25 protein-coding genes and 1 riboswitch are annotated in these 21,847 nt (G+C 59.0%); of the genes, 11 read left to right on the forward strand and 14 right to left on the reverse strand.

The features are described 5' to 3' along the window. Positions 1-297 precede the first annotated feature (297 nt). From ABIQ96_RS11530 to ABIQ96_RS11540, 3 genes are read left to right on the forward strand one after another with little or no spacing between them, the layout of a single operon-like run. Entirely contained in the window at positions 298-810 is a 513-nt protein-coding gene (locus tag ABIQ96_RS11530) for an RbsD/FucU domain-containing protein (RefSeq protein ID WP_348214739.1), read from the forward strand. Between the two features lie 19 nt (positions 811-829). Then, entirely contained in the window at positions 830-1,120 is a 291-nt protein-coding gene (locus ABIQ96_RS11535; RefSeq protein WP_348214740.1) for a hypothetical protein, read from the forward strand. Positions 1,121-1,168: 48 nt separating this feature from the next. Further along, positions 1,169-2,560, forward strand: a complete 1,392-nt coding sequence (locus ABIQ96_RS11540) for a DUF2868 domain-containing protein (RefSeq protein ID WP_348214741.1) — start codon at positions 1,169-1,171, stop codon at positions 2,558-2,560. Here the strand turns inward: ABIQ96_RS11540 and ABIQ96_RS11545 are convergent. After that, complete coding sequence (locus ABIQ96_RS11545; RefSeq protein ID WP_348214742.1) at positions 2,533-3,618, reverse strand: hypothetical protein; 1,086 nt, start codon at positions 3,616-3,618, stop codon at positions 2,533-2,535. The genes ABIQ96_RS11540 and ABIQ96_RS11545 overlap by 28 nt on opposite strands. An 81-nt stretch (positions 3,619-3,699) precedes the next feature. Next, positions 3,700-3,909: an RNA-binding protein gene (locus tag ABIQ96_RS11550; protein WP_348214743.1), complete on the reverse strand. Its 210-nt coding sequence runs from the start codon at positions 3,907-3,909 to the stop codon at positions 3,700-3,702. 205 nt (positions 3,910-4,114) lie between these two features. On the opposite strand from ABIQ96_RS11550, the gene ABIQ96_RS11555 reads away from it, so the two are divergent. Beyond that, positions 4,115-5,143 carry a tRNA-dihydrouridine synthase family protein gene (locus ABIQ96_RS11555; RefSeq protein ID WP_348214744.1) on the forward strand — a complete coding sequence of 343 codons (1,029 nt, stop codon included), beginning with the start codon at positions 4,115-4,117 and terminating at the stop codon, positions 5,141-5,143. Here the strand turns inward: ABIQ96_RS11555 and ABIQ96_RS11560 are convergent. Genes ABIQ96_RS11560 through ABIQ96_RS11570 form a run of 3 tightly spaced genes read right to left on the reverse strand, consistent with a single transcriptional unit; the run spans position 5,140 to position 7,688 of the window. Then, positions 5,140-5,913 carry a prepilin-type N-terminal cleavage/methylation domain-containing protein gene (locus ABIQ96_RS11560; protein WP_348214745.1) on the reverse strand — a complete coding sequence of 258 codons (774 nt, stop codon included), beginning with the start codon at positions 5,911-5,913 and terminating at the stop codon, positions 5,140-5,142. The two genes, ABIQ96_RS11555 and ABIQ96_RS11560, sit on opposite strands and share 4 nt — an antisense overlap. Then, positions 5,910-7,034 carry a hypothetical protein gene (locus ABIQ96_RS11565; RefSeq protein ID WP_348214746.1) on the reverse strand — a complete coding sequence of 375 codons (1,125 nt, stop codon included), beginning with the start codon at positions 7,032-7,034 and terminating at the stop codon, positions 5,910-5,912. Before ABIQ96_RS11565 ends, ABIQ96_RS11560 begins: the two co-directional genes overlap by 4 nt. 54 nt (positions 7,035-7,088) lie before the next feature. Further along, positions 7,089-7,688 (reverse strand): hypothetical protein, encoded by a 600-nt coding sequence (locus ABIQ96_RS11570; protein ID WP_348214747.1) that lies wholly within the window; start codon positions 7,686-7,688, stop codon positions 7,089-7,091. A 152-nt stretch (positions 7,689-7,840) separates the two neighbouring features. Continuing rightward, positions 7,841-7,961: riboswitch (cobalamin riboswitch) on the reverse strand. A 117-nt stretch (positions 7,962-8,078) separates the two neighbouring features. Between ABIQ96_RS11570 and ABIQ96_RS11575 the strand changes: the two genes are divergently transcribed. Further along, positions 8,079-8,456: an aspartate 1-decarboxylase gene (locus ABIQ96_RS11575; RefSeq protein ID WP_348214748.1), complete on the forward strand. Its 378-nt coding sequence runs from the start codon at positions 8,079-8,081 to the stop codon at positions 8,454-8,456. A 63-nt stretch (positions 8,457-8,519) separates the two neighbouring features. Then, positions 8,520-9,155, forward strand: coding sequence for a hypothetical protein (locus ABIQ96_RS11580; protein WP_348214749.1), 636 nt, complete (start codon positions 8,520-8,522; stop codon positions 9,153-9,155). A 1-nt stretch (position 9,156) separates the two neighbouring features. Here the strand turns inward: ABIQ96_RS11580 and ABIQ96_RS11585 are convergent, their stop codons facing one another. Then, positions 9,157-10,122 (reverse strand): PhoH family protein, encoded by a 966-nt coding sequence (locus ABIQ96_RS11585; RefSeq protein WP_348214750.1) that lies wholly within the window; start codon positions 10,120-10,122, stop codon positions 9,157-9,159. 104 nt (positions 10,123-10,226) lie between these two features. Here ABIQ96_RS11585 and ABIQ96_RS11590 point away from each other — a divergent pair, with 104 nt between their 5' ends. From ABIQ96_RS11590 to yihA, 5 genes are all read left to right on the forward strand, one after another. Beyond that, positions 10,227-10,685 carry a hypothetical protein gene (locus ABIQ96_RS11590; RefSeq protein WP_348214751.1) on the forward strand — a complete coding sequence of 153 codons (459 nt, stop codon included), beginning with the start codon at positions 10,227-10,229 and terminating at the stop codon, positions 10,683-10,685. 91 nt (positions 10,686-10,776) lie between these two features. After that, entirely contained in the window at positions 10,777-11,325 is a 549-nt protein-coding gene (locus ABIQ96_RS11595; RefSeq protein WP_348214752.1) for an STAS domain-containing protein, read from the forward strand. A 42-nt stretch (positions 11,326-11,367) separates the two neighbouring features. Then, entirely contained in the window at positions 11,368-12,810 is a 1,443-nt protein-coding gene (locus tag ABIQ96_RS11600; protein ID WP_348214753.1) for a GAF domain-containing SpoIIE family protein phosphatase, read from the forward strand. Positions 12,811-12,941: 131 nt separating this feature from the next. Next, positions 12,942-13,373 carry a hypothetical protein gene (locus ABIQ96_RS11605; protein WP_348214754.1) on the forward strand — a complete coding sequence of 144 codons (432 nt, stop codon included), beginning with the start codon at positions 12,942-12,944 and terminating at the stop codon, positions 13,371-13,373. A 109-nt stretch (positions 13,374-13,482) separates the two neighbouring features. After that, entirely contained in the window at positions 13,483-14,076 is a 594-nt protein-coding gene (gene yihA / locus ABIQ96_RS11610) for a ribosome biogenesis GTP-binding protein YihA/YsxC (protein ID WP_348214755.1), read from the forward strand. A gap of 42 nt (positions 14,077-14,118) precedes the next feature. Here yihA and ABIQ96_RS11615 read toward each other — a convergent pair whose 3' ends face one another. From ABIQ96_RS11615 to ABIQ96_RS11650, 8 genes are all read right to left on the reverse strand, one after another. After that, positions 14,119-14,814 (reverse strand): polysaccharide biosynthesis/export family protein, encoded by a 696-nt coding sequence (locus ABIQ96_RS11615; protein ID WP_348214756.1) that lies wholly within the window; start codon positions 14,812-14,814, stop codon positions 14,119-14,121. A gap of 115 nt (positions 14,815-14,929) precedes the next feature. Then, complete coding sequence (locus ABIQ96_RS11620) at positions 14,930-15,685, reverse strand: hypothetical protein (RefSeq protein ID WP_348214757.1); 756 nt, start codon at positions 15,683-15,685, stop codon at positions 14,930-14,932. A gap of 4 nt (positions 15,686-15,689) precedes the next feature. Further along, complete coding sequence (gene rfbA, locus ABIQ96_RS11625) at positions 15,690-16,601, reverse strand: glucose-1-phosphate thymidylyltransferase RfbA (RefSeq protein WP_348214758.1); 912 nt, start codon at positions 16,599-16,601, stop codon at positions 15,690-15,692. A gap of 9 nt (positions 16,602-16,610) precedes the next feature. Beyond that, a complete protein-coding gene (rfbB, locus tag ABIQ96_RS11630; RefSeq protein WP_348214759.1) occupies positions 16,611-17,720 on the reverse strand; it encodes a dTDP-glucose 4,6-dehydratase in 1,110 nt (369 codons plus the stop codon). 49 nt (positions 17,721-17,769) lie between these two features. Continuing rightward, on the reverse strand, positions 17,770-18,699 hold the full coding sequence (locus tag ABIQ96_RS11635; protein ID WP_348214760.1) for an NAD(P)-dependent oxidoreductase: 930 nt from the start codon (positions 18,697-18,699) through the stop codon (positions 17,770-17,772). Between the two features lie 32 nt (positions 18,700-18,731). Then, on the reverse strand, positions 18,732-19,700 hold the full coding sequence (locus ABIQ96_RS11640; RefSeq protein ID WP_348214761.1) for a glycosyltransferase family A protein: 969 nt from the start codon (positions 19,698-19,700) through the stop codon (positions 18,732-18,734). A gap of 29 nt (positions 19,701-19,729) precedes the next feature. Further along, positions 19,730-20,659 (reverse strand): glycosyltransferase family 2 protein, encoded by a 930-nt coding sequence (locus ABIQ96_RS11645; protein WP_348214762.1) that lies wholly within the window; start codon positions 20,657-20,659, stop codon positions 19,730-19,732. Then, entirely contained in the window at positions 20,656-21,837 is a 1,182-nt protein-coding gene (locus ABIQ96_RS11650) for a glycosyltransferase family 4 protein (protein ID WP_348214763.1), read from the reverse strand. The genes ABIQ96_RS11645 and ABIQ96_RS11650 overlap by 4 nt, the downstream gene beginning before the upstream one ends. Between the last annotated feature and the right edge of the window lie 10 nt (positions 21,838-21,847).

Genomic DNA, 21,847 nt, shown 5'->3' on the forward strand with positions numbered 1-21,847 from the left:
CGCCCGTTCAGGTCCGCACCGTATTTCATGGGTCAGCGAATGCTGTTACCCACAGTCGCCCTCTCGCGGAGCAGTGCGCCAAGGTCACCATCTTGCGTCCATCGCTCTTGGGCAGTTTGGCAAGTGCCGGCACCGGATTTTTAAGGCCGCACCCGCGCCCCGGCGGCTCGCGGATATGAAAATGACCTCGGGCAGCGCGTTGACAGCCGGGGGGCGGATGCATCATAAGCACTCATGGTTTTTTGTCGTGGTTTACTTGCCTTTGGGGCGGCACTTTTGTCGCTGGGTTGTGCAAGCATGCCGGATGATTCCTCCTGGCAAACAGCGGTGCAGCGGCAGGTCGGCCAGTTGGGATATCGCAACTGGATTGTCATCGCCGAGGCTTCATTTCCCGCGCACAGCAAGCCGGGAATCCGCCAGGTAAATGCTCCGGTCGAAGTTCCCGAAGCCCTCGATTATGTCCTGAAAACACTCGAACAAACCGAGAACGTCAGGCCCCAGATTTATGTCTCCCGGGAACTCCGCTCGATGGAAAACGACTTCGCTCCGGGCATCGACGAACTGCGCAAGAAGCTGCAAGGCTCGCTTCACGGCCACGAAACCACCGAACTGGACCAGCAGTCGCTGCTGACCTTGCTGGAAGACGCGAGCCGCAGTTTCGACGTGCTGGTCATCCGGACGCCCACCGCCCTGCCGTATTCGTCGGTTTTCCTCGAACTGCAGCCGGGATACTGGGATGTGGACTCGGAAACCCGGCTGCGCGACCGGATCGAGCGGGAACGCACGCAAAAAATCGTGCGGCCCCTCTAGGATCGTGCATTCTCCCCGCGTGAGCCGCAAAGACGAAGAACTCCGCCAAGAAAGAGAAGCAGCCTGGGTCGGTGATGCCGTGCTCGCGCTTTTCGCCCGCCAATATGTCCTCCGCGAGCGCAATGCGATGGATGGAGAATGGTTTACCCGCCTGACTTCGAACGATTTCCTCAGCGCTTTCGGCAACCCGACACGGGTCGAAGCGTCGATCGGCAAACTCTACCTCGCGGGCGGTCTGGAAGCCGCATTCGCTTGGATGGACGCGGAGCTGATCCCGCTTTTCCGCAAGCAGATGGCTAAAAAAGGATAGGTTGTTCCACCCGTCGCGGGGGGTCCGCGGTTCGTGAAATTTCATCGCATGACCGAGAAATCCCCGCCGTGGACATTGGAGCGCTTGGTCGATTTCGAGCAGGCGGTCGCCGCATCGCCCGCCACTCCGCCATCGGTGCGGGGGGATGTCGTCGCAGCCATCCGCGGCATGGACGGAGCTGCGGCGCGGCGCGAAGGACTCGGCGTCTGGCTCGCGGGAATGCGGGCTGGCACGGCGGCCAGAAAATTTTCCTCCGCGCTTTCGCTGGTGACGACCGGGTTGGCGGCGTTTACTTTTCTAACCGGAATCTCCGCCGTGATTGGCCTGTTGGATCACGAACGGGGAGGCATCAACGTGACGCTGTTTCTCGCGATCCTGATCGGGGGTCAATGGCTGGTCTTGGCCCTTGCGACGATCGCCTGGCTTTTTCGCAGGCGTGCGGCCGAAGGTTTCAGCGGGGTGCAGGCGGTGGCGGGAAAGCTCGCACGAAGCATCGCGGGCAGCCGCGACGACGGATGGTGGCGCGGCTTGATGGACGGCGGCGGCGCGGCGAGGGCGGCGGTGTTGTGGCGGCTCGCTCGCGTGGTCCAGACTGCGGGAGTTTTTTTCAACATCGGCATCGTCTGCGGATTGGCCGGGCTGGTCCTCGTGAAACATGTCGGATTTTTCTGGGAGACGACCACCGAACTGGCGATGAGGTCGGGCCTGGAATCGACGGCTGGATTTCTATCAGCACCGTGGTCGGCGTGGTTTCCCGCGGCATCGCCAAGCGCCGCGGTGATCGATGCCTCGCGCTGGCTGCCGGGGAGAACCACCGGCCTCGCTCCCGGGCCGTCGGCATGGTGGGAGTTTCTGCTGATGGTCACGCTCGTCTGGGGGCTATTGCCACGGGCGATTCTGTGGTTGCTCGCCTGGCGGGCTGGCCGGAAAGCATTAGGAACTTTGGATTTCCAAGGAAGAAATCATCGGGCGTTGTGGCGGGAAATCACCGGCACCGAGCGAATCGACATCGACGAAAAGCCGCTCGACGGCGTGCTCGTGCTCGATGTCGGCGGCAGCGGCCTGACACAAACGACCCTTCGGCCATTCCTGCTGCGACGCCTCAGAGTGCATCCCGCAGCATGGAAATCCATCGCGGTGCTGGATGCGGGCGCCGAGCAGGAAGCCATCCACGCGCTCGCCAAAGCGCCTGCCGGAATCGTGCTGTTAGCGGAGGGTTGGGCACTTTCGCCTGCACGGATGACGGATCTGCACCGCAAAATCCGCATCAGCGCCGGAGCTGAGGCACCTGTTAAATTTCTTGTCGCCAACGTGGACGGAAATCAACAACCCATCGGGCCGACAAATGACGAATGCCGGGAGTGGGAACGCTTTGTGGATTCACTCAAAGATCCCGCAGCGGAGATCTACTTTTATGAAACGCCCAAGCCCGCCTTGTAGAGTTCGCCGAACACCATGGTGCCGCTGGCGGTGTGGAGCGTGCTGACCACGATGACGTCCGTCGTCGTGCCGATCTTGTTGATCGCATGGTTGGCGACAATCATCGTTCCGTCCGGCAGATAACCGACCGCCTGGTGGTCTTCCTTGCCCGCTCTAACGAGAGCGATCCGGATCCGCTCTCCCACGGCGATGGTCGGTTTCAACGCATCATCGAGTTCGTGAATGCTGAGGACGTCCACTCCCTGGATTTTCGCTACTTTGACGAGATTTTCATCCACGGTCATCAGCCTTGCGCCGAGCATCCGCGTCGTTTCGATGAGGCGGGTGTTGAGAGTTCCTGCATCGGCGGACATCAGGCTGTCGTGGATGGAAATCTGGACGTCGGAGGCCTTCTGCATTTGCTCCAGGCTGTCCAGTCCGCGCTGGGCTCTCTGGCGATCTCCGTTCGTTCCGGTGTCGGCCTTCACCTGGAGATCGTCGAGAACGAAGCGCGGAACAATCAAGCGACCATGGAGGAAACCCGAGCGGAAAATACCGAGAACCCGCCCGTCCATCACCGCATCGCCATCCAACACCACCGGCTGGCCGGTCGACGAATCCTGGCGGAAACGGACATAAGGAATGATGAAGGCGAAGTCATCGCGATTGCTCCGCAAGGCGAGCACCGCGCCGAGGAATCCGAGGCTCGCGAACAACGTGACATTGACCGTTAGACGCAGCACATCGAGCTCCACGCCCGCGACTCCGCTGTCTTCCTGCAGTTTGCTGCGGAATACCAACTCCAGCAAATTCGAGATTTCCACCCGCGTGAGCAGCCACGCGCAGAACAGACCGACCCCGAGCCCGAAGCTGGCGGTGGAAAACCCTCTCAGCGTGAAGCCTTTCATCAGCGACTCGATCCAGATGAAAAATCCCGCGACCCCGAGTCCGACCAGCAGTCCGGTGCCGATCGAAATATCGATGAGGCCCTTGGTGCTCAGGGCGATTGCGACACCCGCAGCCTCACAGACCAACAGATAAGTTAGCCGTGCGACGTTGACGGAAGGTTGCGATGCCATGTGAAATCTTGCGGTTTACCTTCCGCAACCCGGACGCTTTCAGCAAGGCGAATCCGGCCGACTTAACACCTCCGCGGTGTTTTACTCCTGCTCGTCGGCAGTCGCTTTGATATCCGCGAGCGCCGCAATGAAATCTCCGAGTATCTCAGCCGGCACCATGATCGTGTCACGATTTCCGCCGACATCTTCGGTGATCTTCACAACCATGCCGCGGTTGTTCTGCTTGAGATCGAGATAGAACGTCTTTCGATCAGCGAGAATTTTTTCGGTGTGTAGTAAATCACTGTCCACTTGGCCTCCCGGATTCAATTAATTAACTAATCCGAAGGATCGGCAATCGACGTTGAATGTCAATGGAATTCCCGCCGTCAGGAAGATCAAATTGCAAGGAGCAAACCACGCCGTCATTGATGCGGGACACCTCCTGCGGGTCTATCAGCCGATTCGAATTCCTTGACCCCGCGCCGCGAGCGCTGTGCCATCCCCTTCCCGCCCCATGCGAGATCTCCTTCCCATTCAACGTCCCGCGCTGGTGCTGGCACCGATGCAGGACGTGACCGACCTGCCGTTCATGCGCGTCATCGCGCGGCGGGGCGCGCCGGATTGGTTCGTGACCGAGTATTTCCGGGTTCATCCGGAGTCCTGTTTGAACCGCTACATCCTCCGCTCCATCATGGAAAATGAAACGGGCAAACCGGTGTTCGCACAGATGATCGGTCGCGATCTGCCGAGCCTCGTCCGCACTGCGAAGGAGCTCGCAAAATTGCCCATCGCCGGGATCGACCTGAATCTCGGCTGCCCCGCACCGATCGTCTGCCGCAAGGACGCGGGCGGCGGGCTATTGCGCAGTCCGGAAACGGTGGACCGCCTGATTGGTTCCCTGCGCGAGGCCATCCCCGGAAAATTCACGGTGAAGACGCGGGTCGGTTATACGACTGCGGACGAGTTCCCGGGGCTGCTGGAAATTTTCCGCAGCCACGCCATCGACGGCCTGACCATTCACGGCCGCACCGTCGTCGAACGCTATCAGACGCCGGTGCATCCCGACCGCGTCCGGCAGGCGGTGGAGGCGATGCCCTGCCCGGTCATCGCCAACGGCAACGTCGTGGACGCGGAAACCGGCCTGTCCTATCTATCGAAAACCGGCGCTGCCGGACTGATGATCGGCCGCGGCGCGATCCGGAACCCGTGGATCTTCTCCCAGCTAACATCCGCATTCGATTCCACACCGGCATTCACACCGCGCTACCGCGATCTCTGGGAATACGTGCTCGAGCTTTACGAGGAGATCGCCCGCGAGACGCCGAAGTTCGTTCCGCTCGCCCACGTGCAGCGGATGAAAAAAACGCTGGCCTACATCAGCCACGGCCTGGACGGAGATTTCGAATACGACATGCGGCGGATGAAAACGCCTGAAGATTTTCAGGAAATCTGCCGCCGCCATCTCGACCACGATCTTCCGCTTCCCGCGAAGCCACCGGTCGGCTCCAAGCTGTTCTGCGGTTTTGAGGCGCTTGGCTCTTAATTCCTCGGATTCCACCAACCGTTGTTTGCGGCAGGACCGCAGAAGCCGATTTTGGCTTCCTGATTGTTTCCACCGTAGAAGTTGGTTGCTGAATTTCCATTAGATAATTCCTCGCTGATGTGACCGTCGCACCAGGCGACGAGGGCGCGACCGTTGAAACGGAAATGCACGCTTGGTTGCAGGGAACCACCAAGCCGCCAGCTGGCGAAAACTTCTTTGGGCGGATCCGCGGAAGCGTATTCCTGAAGGCCTCCGGCTTTGGCGAGGGCGGTGGTGGCGAACATTAGCGTGCGCGCCGGATTGTTGACGCCCGCCGGGCGGTTGGGCGTGAAGGTATCCTGCGGCATTCCGCCGATGTAGATGGAGTTGTAGCCGTAGCCACCGGAACCTTCCTCCCACGAATCCGATCCGGTTAGATGCTCTTTGAATTCAGGACAGATCCCAACGCTCCGGCTTTCGCCGAGGTATTCGGAGAGGTAGCCTTTCGCGGGATCGAACTTGGCCGTCACGCTGGCCCTTCCGCCGTGCCAGCGGATCAGGTTGGCCGGGTCGCCGGCGGGCGCGTAGGTGGAATGATCGGTAGCGTAGAGGAGATTCGCGGTGGCGAGCTGGCGCAGGTTGGTGGTGGAGACGATCTGGTTCGCCCGCAAGCGGGCGACGCGGTAGCCTTGGAATCCAAGAACTGCCAGAACGGCGATGATCAGCACGACGACCAGCAGTTCCACGAGAGTGAAACCGCAATCCGAAGCATAATGACTGGATTTCCTCATGGTACAGGCGAGGCGGCGAGGCGGAAGTAACGGCGGGTTGCGCCGGTTAGCAATTGAACACTCACGTCTTTGCGGAAACCACCCGACTCGGAAACGGTGGCGGCATTCCCGTCGGCCGATTGCATGGCAGCTCCGTTGGCGGATTCCGCAAGCGTGGTCCACTGGAGGAGATCGGTGCTGGCCTGGAGTTTCAGATTTCCTCCGGTTCGATACGAAAGGCGGGAGAAATGCAGGGTGTTGCCGGTCAGTTCGACAGCGCCATTCGTTGTTAGATATTCGATGAGATTGGGGACACCGTTGTGATCCGGATCGGCGGTGGCGGCGGTATTCGTTAGCCCCTGGCTGGCCGCCCACGCGGAGTAAGTGGTGGTGGTGGGTTGGAAAGCGCCGGTCGCATCAAGGTCGAAGCCTCCGGTCGGGTAGGCCGTCGGGTAGGGATCGGCGATGATATTTCCGGTGGCATCGCGCGAGGCCAAAGTGGGATCGTTGGTGCCGATGACATCAATGACCCGGACCTGGATGATCCGCTGGGTGTCGAGCGCCGGATAAAGCGCGCGCAGCTCGGCGAGATCAAACGGAGTGCCGAAGCCGGCGACGTATTTGCCTGCGAGATTGCGGACGTTCGTGGCATTCACGTTGGTCCCTTCGCCGGGAGTGGTGCTGAGAGGAGTGAGCGAGGTGGATGGAAACCGATAGAAATGGATGCCGTCGGAGCTGACTTCGACGTGGGCAAGTTCGAGAAATGTAGTGTTGAACGAAACAAACCCGTTTTCAAACACCGCGAAGTCCGGACCGGGAATGTCGCCGAAGGGAACCGCAAACTTGAGATCGGCGCTGCCGCCATCGCCTAACGAAATGACCGGGTAAGGAGCGGCGGCTGTCGCATCGGCCGGGCCGGTCGCGTTGGCCTCGACGCCGAAGTTCACATAGACCTCGTCCTCCGGGTACGCGATGTCAACCGGCCCGCGAATGGACGAGACGGACGTGGCCCAAGTGGTGAAACGCGGATCGGCAACGGCAATGGCATCGCTGCCGGGTTGACCGGCGGCGGGAGCAAACGGCCCCGCAACGGCGCAGGTCGCGAGGGTGAAGCCGAGGGCGAAACGAAAAAGAGTGGTCATTTTGGATGTTCCCGCTTTCCCGAAATGACGGCAAAGCGGGATGGGTTGGATTTTCTATCCGTTGCGGCGGCGTCTGAAGATCACGAACGATCCGAGGACCCCTAATACCGCGGAGGAGGTCTCCGGAATCGGCGCGAAGGATGGCTGCGAAGATCCATCCGAATAAACCAGCGCGTCCGATGATCCGGGCGCGATGAGGTGGGTGGAAACGCCGTAGCCGGCCGTCCAGCTTTCAAGCGGAGGAACTCCGGGATCATAATTGTAATCAGGACCGGGCCCTTGGAAACCAAGCCCGCCCGATACCCAGTGTGCCCAGTAGAGATAGGGAAAGGTGGAGGTACCGGTCTCACCGTTGATCGAGCTGATGTAATAATTCGGCTCGGACTCGGATCCGTAGTTGGTTTTCGCAACCGTGTAGGACTCCTCGGTTGCCACTTGGCTCAGCAGGAACCAAGCGTCCTGGGGATTAAGCGAGTTGTAGGTGTAGTGGATCTCATAGGTCTGGATGCCGAGATTCGGCGATTCCAGAATGAGGTAGGATGAATCCGGCCCGCTGCCGATGACGGTGATGGCAGCGCTGGAAACGGACGGAAGCAGGCAAGCACCTGCGATGACGACAGCGAGGAATCCCCGCCGCGATTGGCTTAATTTCATGTGTATCTCTTCGGTGTTCTGTATTTTCTCACGAAGAGAGGACCGCGGACGAACTGCCCGCAATCTTCCCCCGTCGATCCCCTTTCGCGGAGGACCACTTCCCCGTTCCGCCAAATAAATGACGGACGGGTGACGAGCCGACGAAGGGCCAAGTATTCGGGCTCCCGGCTTCATGCCTCCTCCCCGCCTTCACCTTCCTTGCGGACGATTGGCTGTATGGGGATTCGTATCCGGATACCGCTGCGCGACAGCTCCGGGTTCTAACCGGATTCCATGACGCCTTCGTGATTTGTCGCGGTCGTTTTGAAACGCTGGAAAAGAGGATGCAAGACTTATCCCCCTTTTCCGAAGCCGCTTGACCTCGGGGCGGCGGGCGATTTCCTTCCCGCCATGTTTCGCAAGGTCTTGAGTCCCGCGCCCATGTTCCGTGAAGTCCTGAAATCCAAGCTCCACCGCGCCATGATCACCGGCTCGGATGCCGATTACGAAGGCAGCATCGAAATCCCGACCGACCTGATGGAAGCCGCGGATCTGTGGCCGGGCGAGAAGGTGCTGGTCGCCTCGATCACCACCGGAAACCGGCTGGAAACTTACGTCCTGGCGGGTCAGCCGGGCACCGGCCACATCATGATCAACGGCGGGGCCGCGCATTTGATCAAGGCCGGCGAGCGGGTGGCGATCATGGCGTTCGCGCTATCGGAAACACCGGTGGCCTCAAGGAATCTGTTACTGGACGAGCAGAACAACGTGGTCCGGAAGAGCCAATAGGCGTGATCGCGTGGTTGAAATGACGTTGACCGGTCCTCCCAGACGTGCCATTTTCCTGCCTCTATGAAGTTTATCCCGGGCCTTTCCGCCATCGCCGCTCTGACTCTTGTGGCGTGTGACACCATGTCCACTCCCATCAGCAGCGGTAGCTTTGATCCGCTCAGCGCGCCGGGCTCGGACCGCAGCAACGTGAACGTCGTTTCAGGTCCTTCATTTTCCGCCGGTGAATTCGTCCGCGCGACCATCGACAACACGGCGTTTTTCAAGGCCCGTCCGAAGGGCGATGCGGATGCGGACAAGCTCCTCCCGCGCGGCACCTCGATGAAGGTGATTTCCACCAGCGGAAGTTATGTGAAGGTGGAACTCGACAGCGGCGACATCGGCTTCGTCCCCTCGGTGATGCTTGAAAATCCGAACGCCACTCCGGCGGCTCCGATTCCCGGCACCAATGAGTATCAGGTTTATCCTCCACTTCCCGGCGGCTCAGGTGCCGGAATGCCACTGCCGCCTGTCGATCCTGCGGGGCTGCCACCGGAAGGAGCCATCCCGACGGTGATCGATCCCGATGCGCCGAGCCCGAACACTCCGGTGCCGCCGGTCACGCCCTCGACTGAAACTTTCCCGACTCCGCCCGAGACCAAGGTGCCCTTGCCGCCCAACGGCGAAAGTGCGCCTCCGTCCAAGGTCGAGAAGGAATAATCTAGGCGCGATAGCGCTCGTAGGCTTCGACGATCCGCCCGACCACCGGGTGGCGGACGATGTCGGATTTGGAAAATTGGTGGAACGCAATGCCTTCGATGTCCTGCAAGGCATGTTCGGCTTCGGCAAGTCCGGAACGAACACCGGGCTTGAGGTCCACCTGCGAGCTGTCGCCGGTGATGACCATCCGCGATTCCTCGCCGAGCCGGGTGAGCGCCATGAACATTTGCTCGCGGGTGGTGTTCTGGGCTTCGTCGAGGATGACGAACGAGCGCGACAAGGTCCGGCCGCGCATGAAGGCGAGCGGAGCGATTTCGATGGTTCCCTCATCGAGGTAACGCTGCGCCTCCTCGGGATCGAGCATGTCGTGGATCGCGTCGTAAAGCGGACGAAGGTACGGGGCGACTTTTTCCCGAAGATCTCCCGGCAGAAACCCGAGAGCCTCGCCCGCTTCAACGGCCGGGCGGGTCAGGATGATGCGCTGCATGATGCGGCGCTTGAGGAGAGTGAGGCCCATCGCCATCGCGAGATAATTTTTGCCGGTCCCTGCCGGGCCAAGGCCGAAGGTGACATCATGGGTCTCGATCGCGCGGACGTATTCGAGCTGGCCGGGCGTCCTCGGAATGACGGGTTTGCGGCCCCGCGAACCGACCAGGCGGACACCGGACAACTCGGTCACGCCAATCATGCCGTTGCCGGCGGCGACTTCCACCGCATGTCGGAATTCGCGCTGGGCGATGGGTCCGCCGTTGCGTTGCGCGGATTCGAGATCGGCGAAAACGGCACGCGCCCGCTCGACCGCGCCGGGAGCACCGGAAATCGTGATCCAGCCGTCGCGGGTGACTGCTTTGACCGCGAGTTCGGTTTCGAGGAAGGAGAGGTTTTTCGGGTCGTTGGCAAACAGCGAGTGGAGAAACCGCGGGGTGTCGAATTCCAGTTTGATCTCGGTTTGCTCAACGTCGTTCATTTTTCACCAAGCTAATGTGGGATGGCACACTGCGTCAAAAGTGAAAACCACCGGGCGGAGTCTTGTTCCTTGAAACTCCCCCCCGCGCTGATTGAATCCCGGGCGTGAATCCCTGTTACAGTCTTCTTGCGGTCCTTTTGCTCGGTGCCTGTGCGGGGCCGCCCGAACCTCTGGTGGTGAAACAATTCCAACTCCGCGACCAGGTCCCCAACACTGTGGACGAACCGATGGTGAGCATGGAAAAATCCCGGCGCTTGCGCGGCGCGGTGAGTATGGAGGAACGCCGCAACCGGCTCGGACAGTATTACACATTGATCTGGGACGACCGGAATGGCGTCGGCCAGGGCGAGGTCGAACTGATTTTGCAATATCAACAAGGAGGCACGGCGAGCCTCGTGAAACGAATGGTTAGAAGTTTTCCGGCATCGACGCCCGACGGAAAAGCGGAGTTCGCCATCATCGGTGAGGACTATTTCAAAAACGGCAAGGTGCTGACGTGGAAGGCGACCCTCCAACGCGGCAAAAAAGTCATCGCCACGAAGCAATCCTACCTTTGGCAATGAGTTCACGAATTTCCAGATGGGTGATTGACCAGCGGCTTCCATGATTTTATATTCGTGAACCTTTCGCCGTTGAAACGACGGTCTTTTTTCAGTGAGTACGGAATGCCCAATTTTAACCGGAATCTTCGATGGATTCAGTTGGATCCGCTGTGAAGGGAAAGGCTCGTTTCTGAATAGCCCCCCGATGAAGGAATTCGGCGATGCCCGGATCGCGGCTGGCGAGAAATGCCTGGTAGTGGATCTGGGGGCCTGTAGCGGCATGGATTCCACCTTCATGGGAACTCTCGCAGGCATGGCCGCCCGCCTTTCCGCCCATCCGGATGGCACCTTGCAGATCGCCGACGCGGGATCGCGGAATCGACGGTCGCTGGAGGATCTGGGTCTGGATTTCCTGATGGAAATTGATCCGCCTGTGTCCGCGTGGCGCGGAAATATCGATGCGATCCGGACGGATTTGAAAGTTCCGGCCATCACTTCTTCACCGAATTCGCTGCAACGAACCAAGCTCGTGCTGGAAGCCCATCAGGAGCTCGCCAGCAAGAACGAGAAGAACGCCGAGATCTTCTCCAGTGTCGTCTCATTGTTAGAAACCGAGCTGAAGGACAAATTGAAGGAGGCCGAATCCTCCGGCGAGAAGTAGAGGATCCAATCGGGATGCGCGTGAATTTCTGAACTCCCCACGATGCACATCCCCACAGTCATATCCTTCGCTATCTGTGCGCTGGCTGTCATCATCCTCTCCATCTCCCTCGGCAAACAAAGGCGTAAGGCCAAGTCGATCCGCCGGAGATTCAACGATCTGGAGTGCGAGGAGGAACGCATGTTCACCTTCCTGCATGACCTCGGTCTGGCGATCGAAAACGAACCGTCGTCCACCGTGCTTTCGCGGATTATTGTGGACGGCATCGTCAAGGTCGTCGGTGCCCGCGGCGGAGCGATTTATTTCCTGAGCCCGGAAAACGATTTCCTCAATCCCTCGTACATCTCGGAGGACTGCCCGACCCTGATCGGCATCCCGGCGGATGTTAGCAAGAAAGCGGAGCGCGATCCGCGGGCGCTGGAGAGTCATGTTAGATTATCGCGCGTGGTGGCGGGCGAGGGTATCCTCGGTCATTGCCTGAGTGTCGGCGAGCCGCTGCTGGTGGCGAACGTGAAGAGCCATCCGTCCTGCGACGGCGCGATCCATCCCTATCAGGACGACGTCTCCGCGCTGATTTCACCGCTGCGGCATGCGAACAAGGATCTCGGCGTGCTGGTGGTCGCCCGCCGTCATGCGGATGGAAATTTCACGGCGAATGATTTCGCGGTCTTCCGTTCGGCGGCCGAGCAATCATCCTTCGCCATCGGCAACGCACGGATCCACCGCGAAGCCCACGAAAAACGGGCGATGGAGAGCGAGCTGCAAAACGCCCGCGAGGTGCAGCGCATCCTCCTCCCGCAGCAGGATCCGGTCATTTCCGGATTCCGGATCAGCGGCACCAATGTGCCGGCCCGCATCATCAGCGGCGATTACTACGATTACATCAATCTGGGTGAACAAAAATTCGGTATCGTCATCGCCGATGTTTCCGGAAAAGGGGTTCCCGCCGGATTGCTGATGGCGATGTGCCGCAGCGCCCTGCGATCGGTGGCACCGGCGGCGGATTCACCGTCCACCGCCATGGCCGCCGTCAACCGCCAGTTGTTTCCCGACATCCGGGAGGACATGTTTATCAGCATGGCCTACACCGTGCTCGATGCCGCAGCCGCCACTCTAACACTCTCGCGCGCCGGGCACGATCCGGCGCTCCATTTCCGCCGCGAAACGGGAAAAGTCGAACTCCTCCGCTCGCCCGGCCTCGCCCTCGGCATCGACAGCGGCGCGGTCTTCGAACGGGTGACCAGGGACATGGAAATCGAGATGAAATCCGGCGATTGCGTGTTGTTCTACACCGACGGCGTGAAGGAGGCGGTGAACTCGCACGAAGAGGAATTCGGCATGGAGCGCATGTCCGAAGCATTCCGCCTGGCTGCTCCGTTAGGAGCCGAGGCCATTCTCGTCCGGATGCAGGCCGATCTCAAAAAGTTCACCGGCGAGGGCCCGCAGATGGACGACATCACGCTGGTGGCCATCGAGAAGCGCTAACTTTTTTCCGGCTCTCCGATCATCTTCGGCACCTCCGAAGCGTAAACCCGGGAGTCTTGACCGGCGACTCGTCTCCGGCGGGCAAATCCCAAAGTTTGACACTTCCTGATCATTAAGGTAAATCACACCTGATGTCAGAAATGGAATTCCAGCCTGAGCGCCACAATCCGTCCGAAGCGGAATTGCGGATCATGCTGGAGGAGCGTGAACGGGAAAAGGATCTCGCCCGGCAACAGACAAGCCGGAGATTCACCCGGATCGTCCTTGTTTTCATCTTGCTGCTGGCCGCCGCCATTTATTGCTTCCCGAACAAACCGCCCGTCATCGCGACCCCGGTTGTAAAACCCGTGATCGCCGCGCCAATCCCCACACCTCTCAATCCGGATCCCACGAACAAGGATCCCGCGCTGGCGCAAGATCTGAAGCCCTTCACCATCCAGCCCGGGCAGTCCAATCAAAAGGAGGACGTCCGCTTCGCCGTGGAGCTGCTCAATTTCATGGATGCGGCGGATTTGAAAACGATCATTCCGCCCAAAGATGCGGAGCCGGCGAAGAAGCCTTGAGGCGGCTGAAGCGGGTATTTCCTTGATCACCGGCGGATGCTCCCGGAGCGTCGCGCTTGAAAACAAAAAAGAGCTCCCGTCGGGGAGCCCTTTTAACGCTTCTCAATCCATGCAGATCAAGTCAGCCATTTTCAACATGAGTGCCCGCAACCTTCAATCCGCACCGGATTGGAAACGGCCCGAGTTCGCATTCATCGGCAGGTCGAATGTCGGGAAATCCTCGATGATCAACATGCTGTCCAACAAGGATGCGCTGGCCAAGGTCTCCGCCACGCCGGGAAAAACGCAGTTGCTGAATTTCTTCGTGATGAACGAAACGTGGAGTCTGGTCGACCTCCCCGGCTACGGATACGCCAAGGTCGCCAAAAGCGAAAAAATCAATTTCAACGAATCGGTCGGCGACTACCTCGAACAGCGGGAGAACCTGCGTCAGGTTTTCGTGCTCATCGACTCGCGGGTGCCGCCGCAGCGCATCGATATTGATTTCATCAACTGGCTGGGAGATTGCGCGGTGCCGTTCGCACTGGTTTTCACCAAGGCCGACAAGCAATCCACAGGAAAGACCCAGACGTCGATCGCGGCATTTCTCGAAGCCATGCCGGAACATTTGAGCGGAGTGCCGCCCGTGATCATTAGCTCGTCGAAGACCCGCAAAGGGCGCATCGAAATCCTCAAACTGATCGAACAGGGACTCAGCACCTGAGGAACCAAGGACCGTTTCCTTGATTCCCCGCAAGCGACCGGATCACCAGTTGCTTTGCTTCACATAGATCACGTCGTAGGTGCGGACATAGAACGGGCTGCTGTTTGAGCCATAAATGGCGTCATTCATGTTCAACTCGTAACGCTGGGTCTTGCCACCTTGATTGCGGACCACAATCACCTTCTTGGGATTCGCGAATTTGGTGAATCCGCCAGCTTCCATCACCGCTTCCAAGGCGGTCATCGGGTGATCCAACGGGATCTTACCGGGCCGGAGAACCTCACCGGAAACATAGACACCGGAGGCGGCTTCTTCCACCGATACGATCACGGTCGGGTCCTGAAGATGCGGCTGATAGAGCGAGGTGAGCTCACTCTGGAAACTGGTAATGCTCCGCCCGGCAGCGCTGACATCGCCCACCATCGGCAGACTGACTTTGCCGTTGGGCTGGATCTTCTGCTTGGTGTTCATTTCGGGCGCGCCCGAGTAAGCCACATTGATTTCGTCACCAGCGGCCAGCGTCGAGTTGGGCTTCGATTTGTAGGCCTCCGCAGGGATTGGAGGCGCCGAATTAGTGTTGCCGCATCCCGTCGCCACGAAAACGATGAAGACCGAGAGGGATGCCGCGAGGACCGATTGCAGGCCGGCACGGAAGCGGTGCCACGAGCGGGTCGGATTTCCCGAACGTGCGGGTTCCAAGGGGTCATTCGCAAAGCCGCCGACGGGGGGTGTTTTCATAGCAGTTTCGTTTTTCATGCTCTTCTTCATATTTGGATGCTGGTGATTTTTGTTAGCGATCAAAGTCTTCAAGTGATTGGTAACTGTGGCATACTGCTGGATTTAAACGCGGTTGTCACGGATTCTCTCCGCCCGCTGCGGCCAGATAGTCCACCCAGTCGCCGGGCAACGGGGCATTCTCAACTCCGCTTTCAATCCGGCCTTCCCAATCCGGGTTAAACGTGGTGCTCGTCCCGTAAGCCATAATCAGATCCTCATTGCCGATGCTCCTCAACGCATGGCCGACCCCGGGTGGGATAACTACCGAGACATTGTCAGCACCCGGCCGGCTGTCACCGGCGATGGTGAAGCGCATGATCCGGCGGGGCATCCCCACCCGCTCATCCACCAGCAGCATTTCACAGAGGCCGGTCAGGAAAAACATCACGTCCCACTGCTCCTTGTCGTAAAGACGGCGCGAGTAGTCCTTCGGGGACTCGATGAACAGGCTTTGAAACCACTTCCCGGCATCGACTCCCTCGGGGATGAACGGCGGGTGAATGTGAAATCCCTTCGCGCTGTCCCGATGCATCAAGGCGGAAGCCCACTGCTGCGGGGCAAGCCCAATTTCATGCAGAATTCCCTCACTGAGGCGGGTGAACTCGGAAAAATAGCCGCGTCCCTTTTGCTGATAGACCTTGCGCTGGAAAATCTCGACACCGGGTATCCAAGCATCCGCCAAATCGCCGCGTCCGGAAATCAACTCTCCGCCGCCGACACCGCTGGAACCCATGCGTTCCGCGAGTCCGCCTTTCGAGTAATCGCGGGTCTCCAGCCGGGACTTGGCGGATTCGCGCAAGCCGCTCCATCGGTTTTCGTTCGTCACTTTCATGGGATCAAAGGGTCGCGAGGTAATCGCCGTAAGGCGTGCCGGAGTATTTTCTAACCGACACATCAAGGTGATCCCGGTCGATGCGGCCTTGGTAAAATGCGATTTCCTCAGGGCAGGCGATCTTCAATCCCTGGCGCTGTTGGATCACCTGGACAAACTGTGTCGCGTCCGCCAGCGAATCGGGAGTTCCCGTATCAAGCCAGGTCGTGCCGCGCCCGAGGATTTCCACCCGCAGTGCCCCTTTTCGCAGATAGAGCCGGTTCAGGTCGGTGATTTCCAGCTCGCCGCGCGGCGACGGTGCCAGGGTCTTGGTCATCTCCACCACGTGCTTGTCATAGAAATAGATCCCCGGGACGGCGTAGTTCGATTTCGGGATCTTCGGCTTTTCTTCTAACGAAACGACGTTCCATTTCTCGTCGAATTCGACCACACCGTATTGCTCGGGTTGGTTGGTGTGATAGCCGAACACCGTCGCCCCGTCCATCCGGCGGGAAGCGGCGAGCAGGGATTTTCCGAGCTCGTGTCCGTAAAACAGGTTGTCACCGAGGACCAGACACGCCGGCTCGCCGTTGAGGAAATTCTCCGCGATCAGGAACGCCTGCGCCAATCCTTCGGGCTTTGGCTGCTCGGCATAGGAAATCTTCAGTCCCCACTGCGAGCCATCACCTAACAAATGTTCAAAACTCGGCAGGTCGCGGGGCGTGGAGATCAACAGGATTTCCTGCACACCCGCCAGCATCAGCACGGTGAGCGGATAGTAAATCATCGGCTTGTCATAGACCGGGATGAGCTGCTTGCTCACCGAATGCGTCATCGGGAAAAGCCGGCTTCCGGTTCCTCCGGCGAGAATGATGCCTTTGCGCAGCGATAATTCGCCGACTTCCAGTTTCAGGTGACTTGTTTCGATTTTGCTCATGATTTCAGCTTAGGAAAGGGTTCCAAGTCGTTCGCCGCGGTAGCTGCCATCTTCGATGGTGCGGATCCATTCGTCGTTGTCGAGATACCACTGGACCGTCTTACGAAGGCCTGAAGTGAAATTCTCAAGCGGTGCCCAGCCAAGCTCCTTGCCGATGCGGGTCGGATCAATTGCGTAACGCTGGTCATGTCCCGGGCGGTCCTTCACAAAAGTGATCAGCTCGTCCGCGGTTTTCGTCACGCGTCCCGGCGCAAGTTCACGCACGGTCTCGATGATGCCATGCACGACATCCAGATTCTTCATCTCGCACTTGCCTCCGATGACGTAGGTTTCTCCGAATTTTCCACGCAGCAAAGCCATCGCGAGTCCGCGGCAGTGATCCTCGACATAAAGCCAGTCGCGCACGTTGCTGCCGTCGCCATAAACCGGAAGCGACTCGCCTCTCAGCGTCTTGCGGATCATCAGCGGCAGCAATTTCTCGGGAAACTGATAGGGCCCGTAGTTATTCGAGCAGTTGGTGGTGACCACCGGCATCCCGTAAGTGTGGTGATAGGCCCTGGCCAAGTGGTCGCTGCCCGCCTTCGATGCGCTGTATGGACTGTTAGGGGCGTAGGGAGTGGTCTCGCAAAATGCGGCATCGTTCGGCCCCAGAGAACCATAAACCTCGTCCGTCGAAACATGGAGGAAGGCGGACTTGGAACCGTCCCCCAGCGATTTTCCGTGGGAATGCCCGATCATGCGGCCCGTTTCCACCAGATAGCGGCGGAATGTTTCGAGAAGCCGGTAGGTTCCGACGAAATTCGTCATGATGAATTCCTCGGGATTGTCGATGGAGCGGTCCACATGGGATTCCGCCGCAAGATGCATCACCGCGTCGATCTCATGATCACGGAGCAAGGAGCCGACAAGTTCGGCATCGCCAATGTCACCCTGCACGAAGACATGACGGGGGTCGTTCTCCAGTTCCGCCAGACTGGAGCGGTTCCCCGCATAGGTCAGCTTGTCGAGATTGACCACGCGGTCGATCCCGACACCGAGTTCGGCCGAGGCACCGCCAAGAAGATAATGGACCAGATTGGATCCGATGAATCCGGCACCGCCGGTGACTAATACTCTCATAATGTTTCTAAGGCTTGAAAAATCGCTGGAATCATCCCGGGTGTCAAAATCATACGGCCGACGGGCTGACTGTGTGTTTCTTGAAAAGTTCGCTCTGTTGGAGAAATTCGCGGTTGGCCTCCTGCCAGTTGCGCGGCGTGACTCCGGTGAACGCTGTGTATTTCCCGGTGGACATCGCGCTGTTCACCGGGCGCTTGGCAACAAACGCAGGAACCGAATCGACCGGCACGCCTTCGATATGATCCGCCAGAACCGGAAGCCCGGCCGCGCGTGCGGTATCGATGCAGAATTGTCCCCAGTCCCGCCAGGTACACGGCCCGGAATTGCAGAGATTGAATACTCCCGACGCCACATCCGGCCCAAACAACAGTGGCGGCAACAACCCTAACAAATCAACCGTGGAGGTCGAACAACCGATCTTGTTCCCTGGCAGCGTGACGTGAGCCTCTGCGCATGCCTTGTTGATGATCCATTCGGGAAACGCCGGCCTCCCAGGTCCGTAAAGCCATGAAACCCTCAAGACCAGATTGCCCGGTGACGCTTGAAGAACGAGGTCCTCCCCATTGAGCTTGGAAGCTCCATAAACGCTGATCGGATTCGGTGCATCCGCCTCGGAATAGGGTTCCGGTTTCGATCCATCGTAAACCATATCCGTGCTGAAATACGTCACATGGGCGTTTTTCCCGGCGGAAATCTCCGCGATCTTTCCGGGGCCGGTGGCGTTGATCGCAAACGCCTCGGCTTCGTTCGTCTCGCAGTAATCGACTCCGGTTAGAGCTCCGGCGATGATCAGCAGGTCGTAGTCGAGCGGCTCCAGCGCCGCGACAATCGACTCGGAACATCCAAGATCCAGCTGGGCGCGCGAAAGCCCCGTCACCGAATGATTGCCCCCGAAGGACTTGATCAACAAGCCGCCCAGCCGGCCCGACGAGCCGACGATCACGATTTTTTTGGGAGGATGGGGGGAAACAGGTGACATGATGAATTTGAAATTTTTCCGTGTTAAATCCGCTACGGAGTCTCTGCGGATCCCTTGCTCCACTTTCTAACAAACATCTTTTCGGCGACGGGGTATGCCGTCAGGATGAACAGATTCCGGCAAAGCGATTTCCACTTTCCGTAGGGCGCGAGACCAGCGAAGGCATAGCGCTTCGCAACAGATTTCCTGCCCAGGGCGCATGCCAGTTCCGCTTGTCTCGAAGTGAAATAATGCATGTTGTTCCGCACCCTGTCAGCCGCATCACGGTTGATAGGCAACAAGCGCCAGTAGGCTCCTGACTGGACGCGGATGTAGCAATCGTGGCGTTTGTAAGCCCCAACGGCATCGATCGAGTCCGACAAGCCCGGAGCATCGCGATCCCGGCAGATATTGACAAGATTCTCGTTCACGACCGAATAGCCGAACGCGAGGATCAGATTGTAGATCAACCGGGTGTCTTCCGCCACCTTGAGAGATTCGTCGAAAATTCCGGCACGCATCAGCGCTTTCTTTTCAACGAGCATCGACTGCAGGAACGGATGCCGCGAATGAAGGAAAAGCCTGCAATCGTCCGAAGGATAGTACCTGTCACCACCTTTCGCCAGCGTTGGATCCATTAGATGAAGGTCATCAAGCGGTTCACCCCGTTCGTCGATGCTGACACAGAAACATACCTTCGAATCCGCTTTGGAAATAGCAGCTCGCTGGCGCTCAAGTTTCGACGGTTCCCAAGTGTCATCGGAATCCAGGAACGCAATCCACTCTCCACGAGCTTCGAGAATCCCGCGGTTTCGCGCCGCGCTCACACCACCGTTCCCGGTTTTGATATAACGGATTTGATCCAGGACGGGTGCCAGCACTTCCGCCGTTTCGTCGGTTGAACCATCGTCAATGACGATTATCTCAAACGGCGCGAACGTTTGCGCCATCACGCTGCCAACCGCCCCGAGGATCTGGGATGCCCGGTTATAGGTGGGAATGATGACGCTGATTTTATCCATCGGATGTCGTTGAATTTTCGGTTTTATTGTTAGAGTTTCACCAACCCGTGTTTCTCGTATTTGCGCGGCAGCTTGCTCGCTTCGAAATGCCCACGAATCATCGCACACCGATAGACCAGATTCAGTTCCCGATCGCTGCAGCCTTCGTCCCGGATTTCAGAAGAGTGGGTGGCACGCCAGAGGGCGAGACTGGCGGAAGCCGCGAAGTGTCGCAATTTCGCCCACCGGCAGCCCCAGTGCTCCCAATGATGGCCGCGGTAGGCGTGGGAGATTCCCAATTTCTTCGCAGCATCCAGCCACGATCCACGCTTCAAGCGGGACGGTTGGAAGTGATGCTCCATGCACAGATCGGTGCGGTCCGCGATCCTGAATCCGGCGGCGATTAATTGCGCACTAAACAGGCTTTCCTCACCGCTTCCCAACGCCCCGGCGCCGAGCTCCGGATCAAACCCCGGAACTTTTTCGAGAACATTCCGGGAGAAAACCATGTTAGCACCCACCATGCTTTGCGGCTTGCCGCGGTTCAGCCATTCGGAGGATGCCAGCCAAGACCGGTGCATCGGCGACATCCACGGACGCAGCAAATTCGGTGCGATCCTCACCCCGCCCGCAACAGCATCCGCATTTCCTGATAGAATCGGCTCGCACATTCCCGCAAGCCAATCGGCGGGCGGACGCACGTCGTCGTCCGTGAAGAGGATGATGTCTCCCTTCGCCTCGGCGAGGCCGCGATTCCGGCCTCGTGAAAGTCCCGGCTGCGTCTCCAAAATGTAACGGACCGGAAGGCCCGGGATCTCGCAGGATCGCACCACCTCGGCGGTGGCATCGGTCGAGCCGTTGTCGATCACCAGCAGTTCGGCTTCGAATCCGGTAGGGATCCGGATTTCCCGCATCGCCGTTAAAGTCAGCCTGAGGTCGTCGGCACGATCACGGGTCACGATGATGATCGACGCATTCATTTTCCGGCAACAGCCCTCCGGTCATTATTTACCAACGTCAGAAGATTTCGGGTAAACTCCGCGATGGGATCCGACGGAATCGCCTCCACCGCGTCATGACGGGCTTGCAGACCGATGTCACGCCACTCGCTTCGGCGTGCCCAGGCGCGCTCCATCGCTCCGTCGAGCAAGCTAACAGTCGGAGCCTCGGCGATGAAGCCGGTGACGTTATCCCGCAGATATTCCGCATTGCCAGCAACATCGGTGGTGATGACCGGGCGTCCGCAGAACATCGCCTCGACAATCACCAACGGAAGTCCTTCGTAACGGGACGGAAGAACCAACGCATGGTTTTTCGCCCAAATACTCTTCACATCGGATACCTGCCCTTGAAAAACAACATTCTTCAAATCCAACAGGCTGGCCATCGCCTTGAGCGACTCCTCGCAAGGGCCGTCCCCATAGAGATTTAAGCGGATCGGACGCTCCCGCCATTTCGGCAGGGCAAGGACTTTCAACAGGACATCCTGCCCCTTCGCCCGTGGATCGATGCGGCCGACACAGGCAATCTCGATGACGGAGGTTTCTTCGGGCCATGCGACAGGATGGCTGGCGTCCACTTTCCATGGATTGACAACCACCTCGGCGTGATCGAGCCGCATTCCCGCCTGCATCTCCATTTGATTCAGGTTCGCTTTGGAGACAAAAAAAACCTTGCGGGCACCTGATAGAGCCTGCCGTCCCGCAGCAAGATCTTCATCCATCGGCCACCAGATCTCGCTGTGGGCATGGACGATGGGGCAATACGGAATTCCAAGCTCGCGACAGGCCGTCATCCAAAGAACGCCGTCCCACGGTCCACCTTGTGAAATCACAACGAGGTCCGGCCGTTCCGCTCTCAGCCAGTTCATATCCGCTGTGGGAAGCGGACTGGGGGACAAGCGTTGCCGGAACTTTTCCGCCACCCTTTGAGGAAACGCCTGCTCGTGTGGTCGGAATGCCAACCGTCCACCCGCCGAGGAAATTCTCTCCAACGGGGCGGGACGAGTCGGCCATTGAAAAACCGAAGCCGCGACATCGTGGCCTTCCTCTAGCAGCCGCATGGCCGTTTGACCCCAGAGCTCCTCGCTGCCACCCCACGGGACCCCCGCCATGGTGGTCACGAAGGCGATCTTCGAGGTGTTTCTGCTATTCTCCATGGGACGGACC

Origin of the sequence: Luteolibacter sp. (assembly GCF_039920825.1) — a bacterium.
Classification (GTDB): Bacteria; Verrucomicrobiota; Verrucomicrobiia; order Verrucomicrobiales; family Akkermansiaceae; genus Luteolibacter.

What these genes read in the sequence shown, in the direction of transcription:
- yihA (WP_348214755.1), top strand. Translation starts at nt 13,483, where the DNA reads ATGCAGATCAAGTCAGCCATTTTCAACATGAGTGCCCGCAACCTTCAA.
- ABIQ96_RS11605 (WP_348214754.1), top strand. Translation starts at nt 12,942, where the DNA reads ATGTCAGAAATGGAATTCCAGCCTGAGCGCCACAATCCGTCCGAAGCG.
- ABIQ96_RS11570 (WP_348214747.1), bottom strand. Translation starts at nt 7,688, where the DNA reads ATGAAATTAAGCCAATCGCGGCGGGGATTCCTCGCTGTCGTCATCGCA.
- ABIQ96_RS11575 (WP_348214748.1), top strand. Translation starts at nt 8,079, where the DNA reads ATGTTTCGCAAGGTCTTGAGTCCCGCGCCCATGTTCCGTGAAGTCCTG.
- ABIQ96_RS11615 (WP_348214756.1), bottom strand. Translation starts at nt 14,814, where the DNA reads ATGAAAACACCCCCCGTCGGCGGCTTTGCGAATGACCCCTTGGAACCC.
- ABIQ96_RS11645 (WP_348214762.1), bottom strand. Translation starts at nt 20,659, where the DNA reads ATGAATGCGTCGATCATCATCGTGACCCGTGATCGTGCCGACGACCTC.
- ABIQ96_RS11635 (WP_348214760.1), bottom strand. Translation starts at nt 18,699, where the DNA reads ATGTCACCTGTTTCCCCCCATCCTCCCAAAAAAATCGTGATCGTCGGC.
- ABIQ96_RS11580 (WP_348214749.1), top strand. Translation starts at nt 8,520, where the DNA reads ATGAAGTTTATCCCGGGCCTTTCCGCCATCGCCGCTCTGACTCTTGTG.
- rfbA (WP_348214758.1), bottom strand. Translation starts at nt 16,601, where the DNA reads ATGAGCAAAATCGAAACAAGTCACCTGAAACTGGAAGTCGGCGAATTA.
- ABIQ96_RS11560 (WP_348214745.1), bottom strand. Translation starts at nt 5,913, where the DNA reads ATGAGGAAATCCAGTCATTATGCTTCGGATTGCGGTTTCACTCTCGTG.
- ABIQ96_RS11545 (WP_348214742.1), bottom strand. Translation starts at nt 3,618, where the DNA reads ATGGCATCGCAACCTTCCGTCAACGTCGCACGGCTAACTTATCTGTTG.
- ABIQ96_RS11585 (WP_348214750.1), bottom strand. Translation starts at nt 10,122, where the DNA reads ATGAACGACGTTGAGCAAACCGAGATCAAACTGGAATTCGACACCCCG.
- ABIQ96_RS11540 (WP_348214741.1), top strand. Translation starts at nt 1,169, where the DNA reads ATGACCGAGAAATCCCCGCCGTGGACATTGGAGCGCTTGGTCGATTTC.
- ABIQ96_RS11555 (WP_348214744.1), top strand. Translation starts at nt 4,115, where the DNA reads ATGCGAGATCTCCTTCCCATTCAACGTCCCGCGCTGGTGCTGGCACCG.
- ABIQ96_RS11530 (WP_348214739.1), top strand. Translation starts at nt 298, where the DNA reads ATGCCGGATGATTCCTCCTGGCAAACAGCGGTGCAGCGGCAGGTCGGC.
- rfbB (WP_348214759.1), bottom strand. Translation starts at nt 17,720, where the DNA reads ATGAGAGTATTAGTCACCGGCGGTGCCGGATTCATCGGATCCAATCTG.
- ABIQ96_RS11640 (WP_348214761.1), bottom strand. Translation starts at nt 19,700, where the DNA reads ATGGATAAAATCAGCGTCATCATTCCCACCTATAACCGGGCATCCCAG.
- ABIQ96_RS11620 (WP_348214757.1), bottom strand. Translation starts at nt 15,685, where the DNA reads ATGAAAGTGACGAACGAAAACCGATGGAGCGGCTTGCGCGAATCCGCC.
- ABIQ96_RS11650 (WP_348214763.1), bottom strand. Translation starts at nt 21,837, where the DNA reads ATGGAGAATAGCAGAAACACCTCGAAGATCGCCTTCGTGACCACCATG.
- ABIQ96_RS11565 (WP_348214746.1), bottom strand. Translation starts at nt 7,034, where the DNA reads ATGACCACTCTTTTTCGTTTCGCCCTCGGCTTCACCCTCGCGACCTGC.
- ABIQ96_RS11600 (WP_348214753.1), top strand. Translation starts at nt 11,368, where the DNA reads ATGCACATCCCCACAGTCATATCCTTCGCTATCTGTGCGCTGGCTGTC.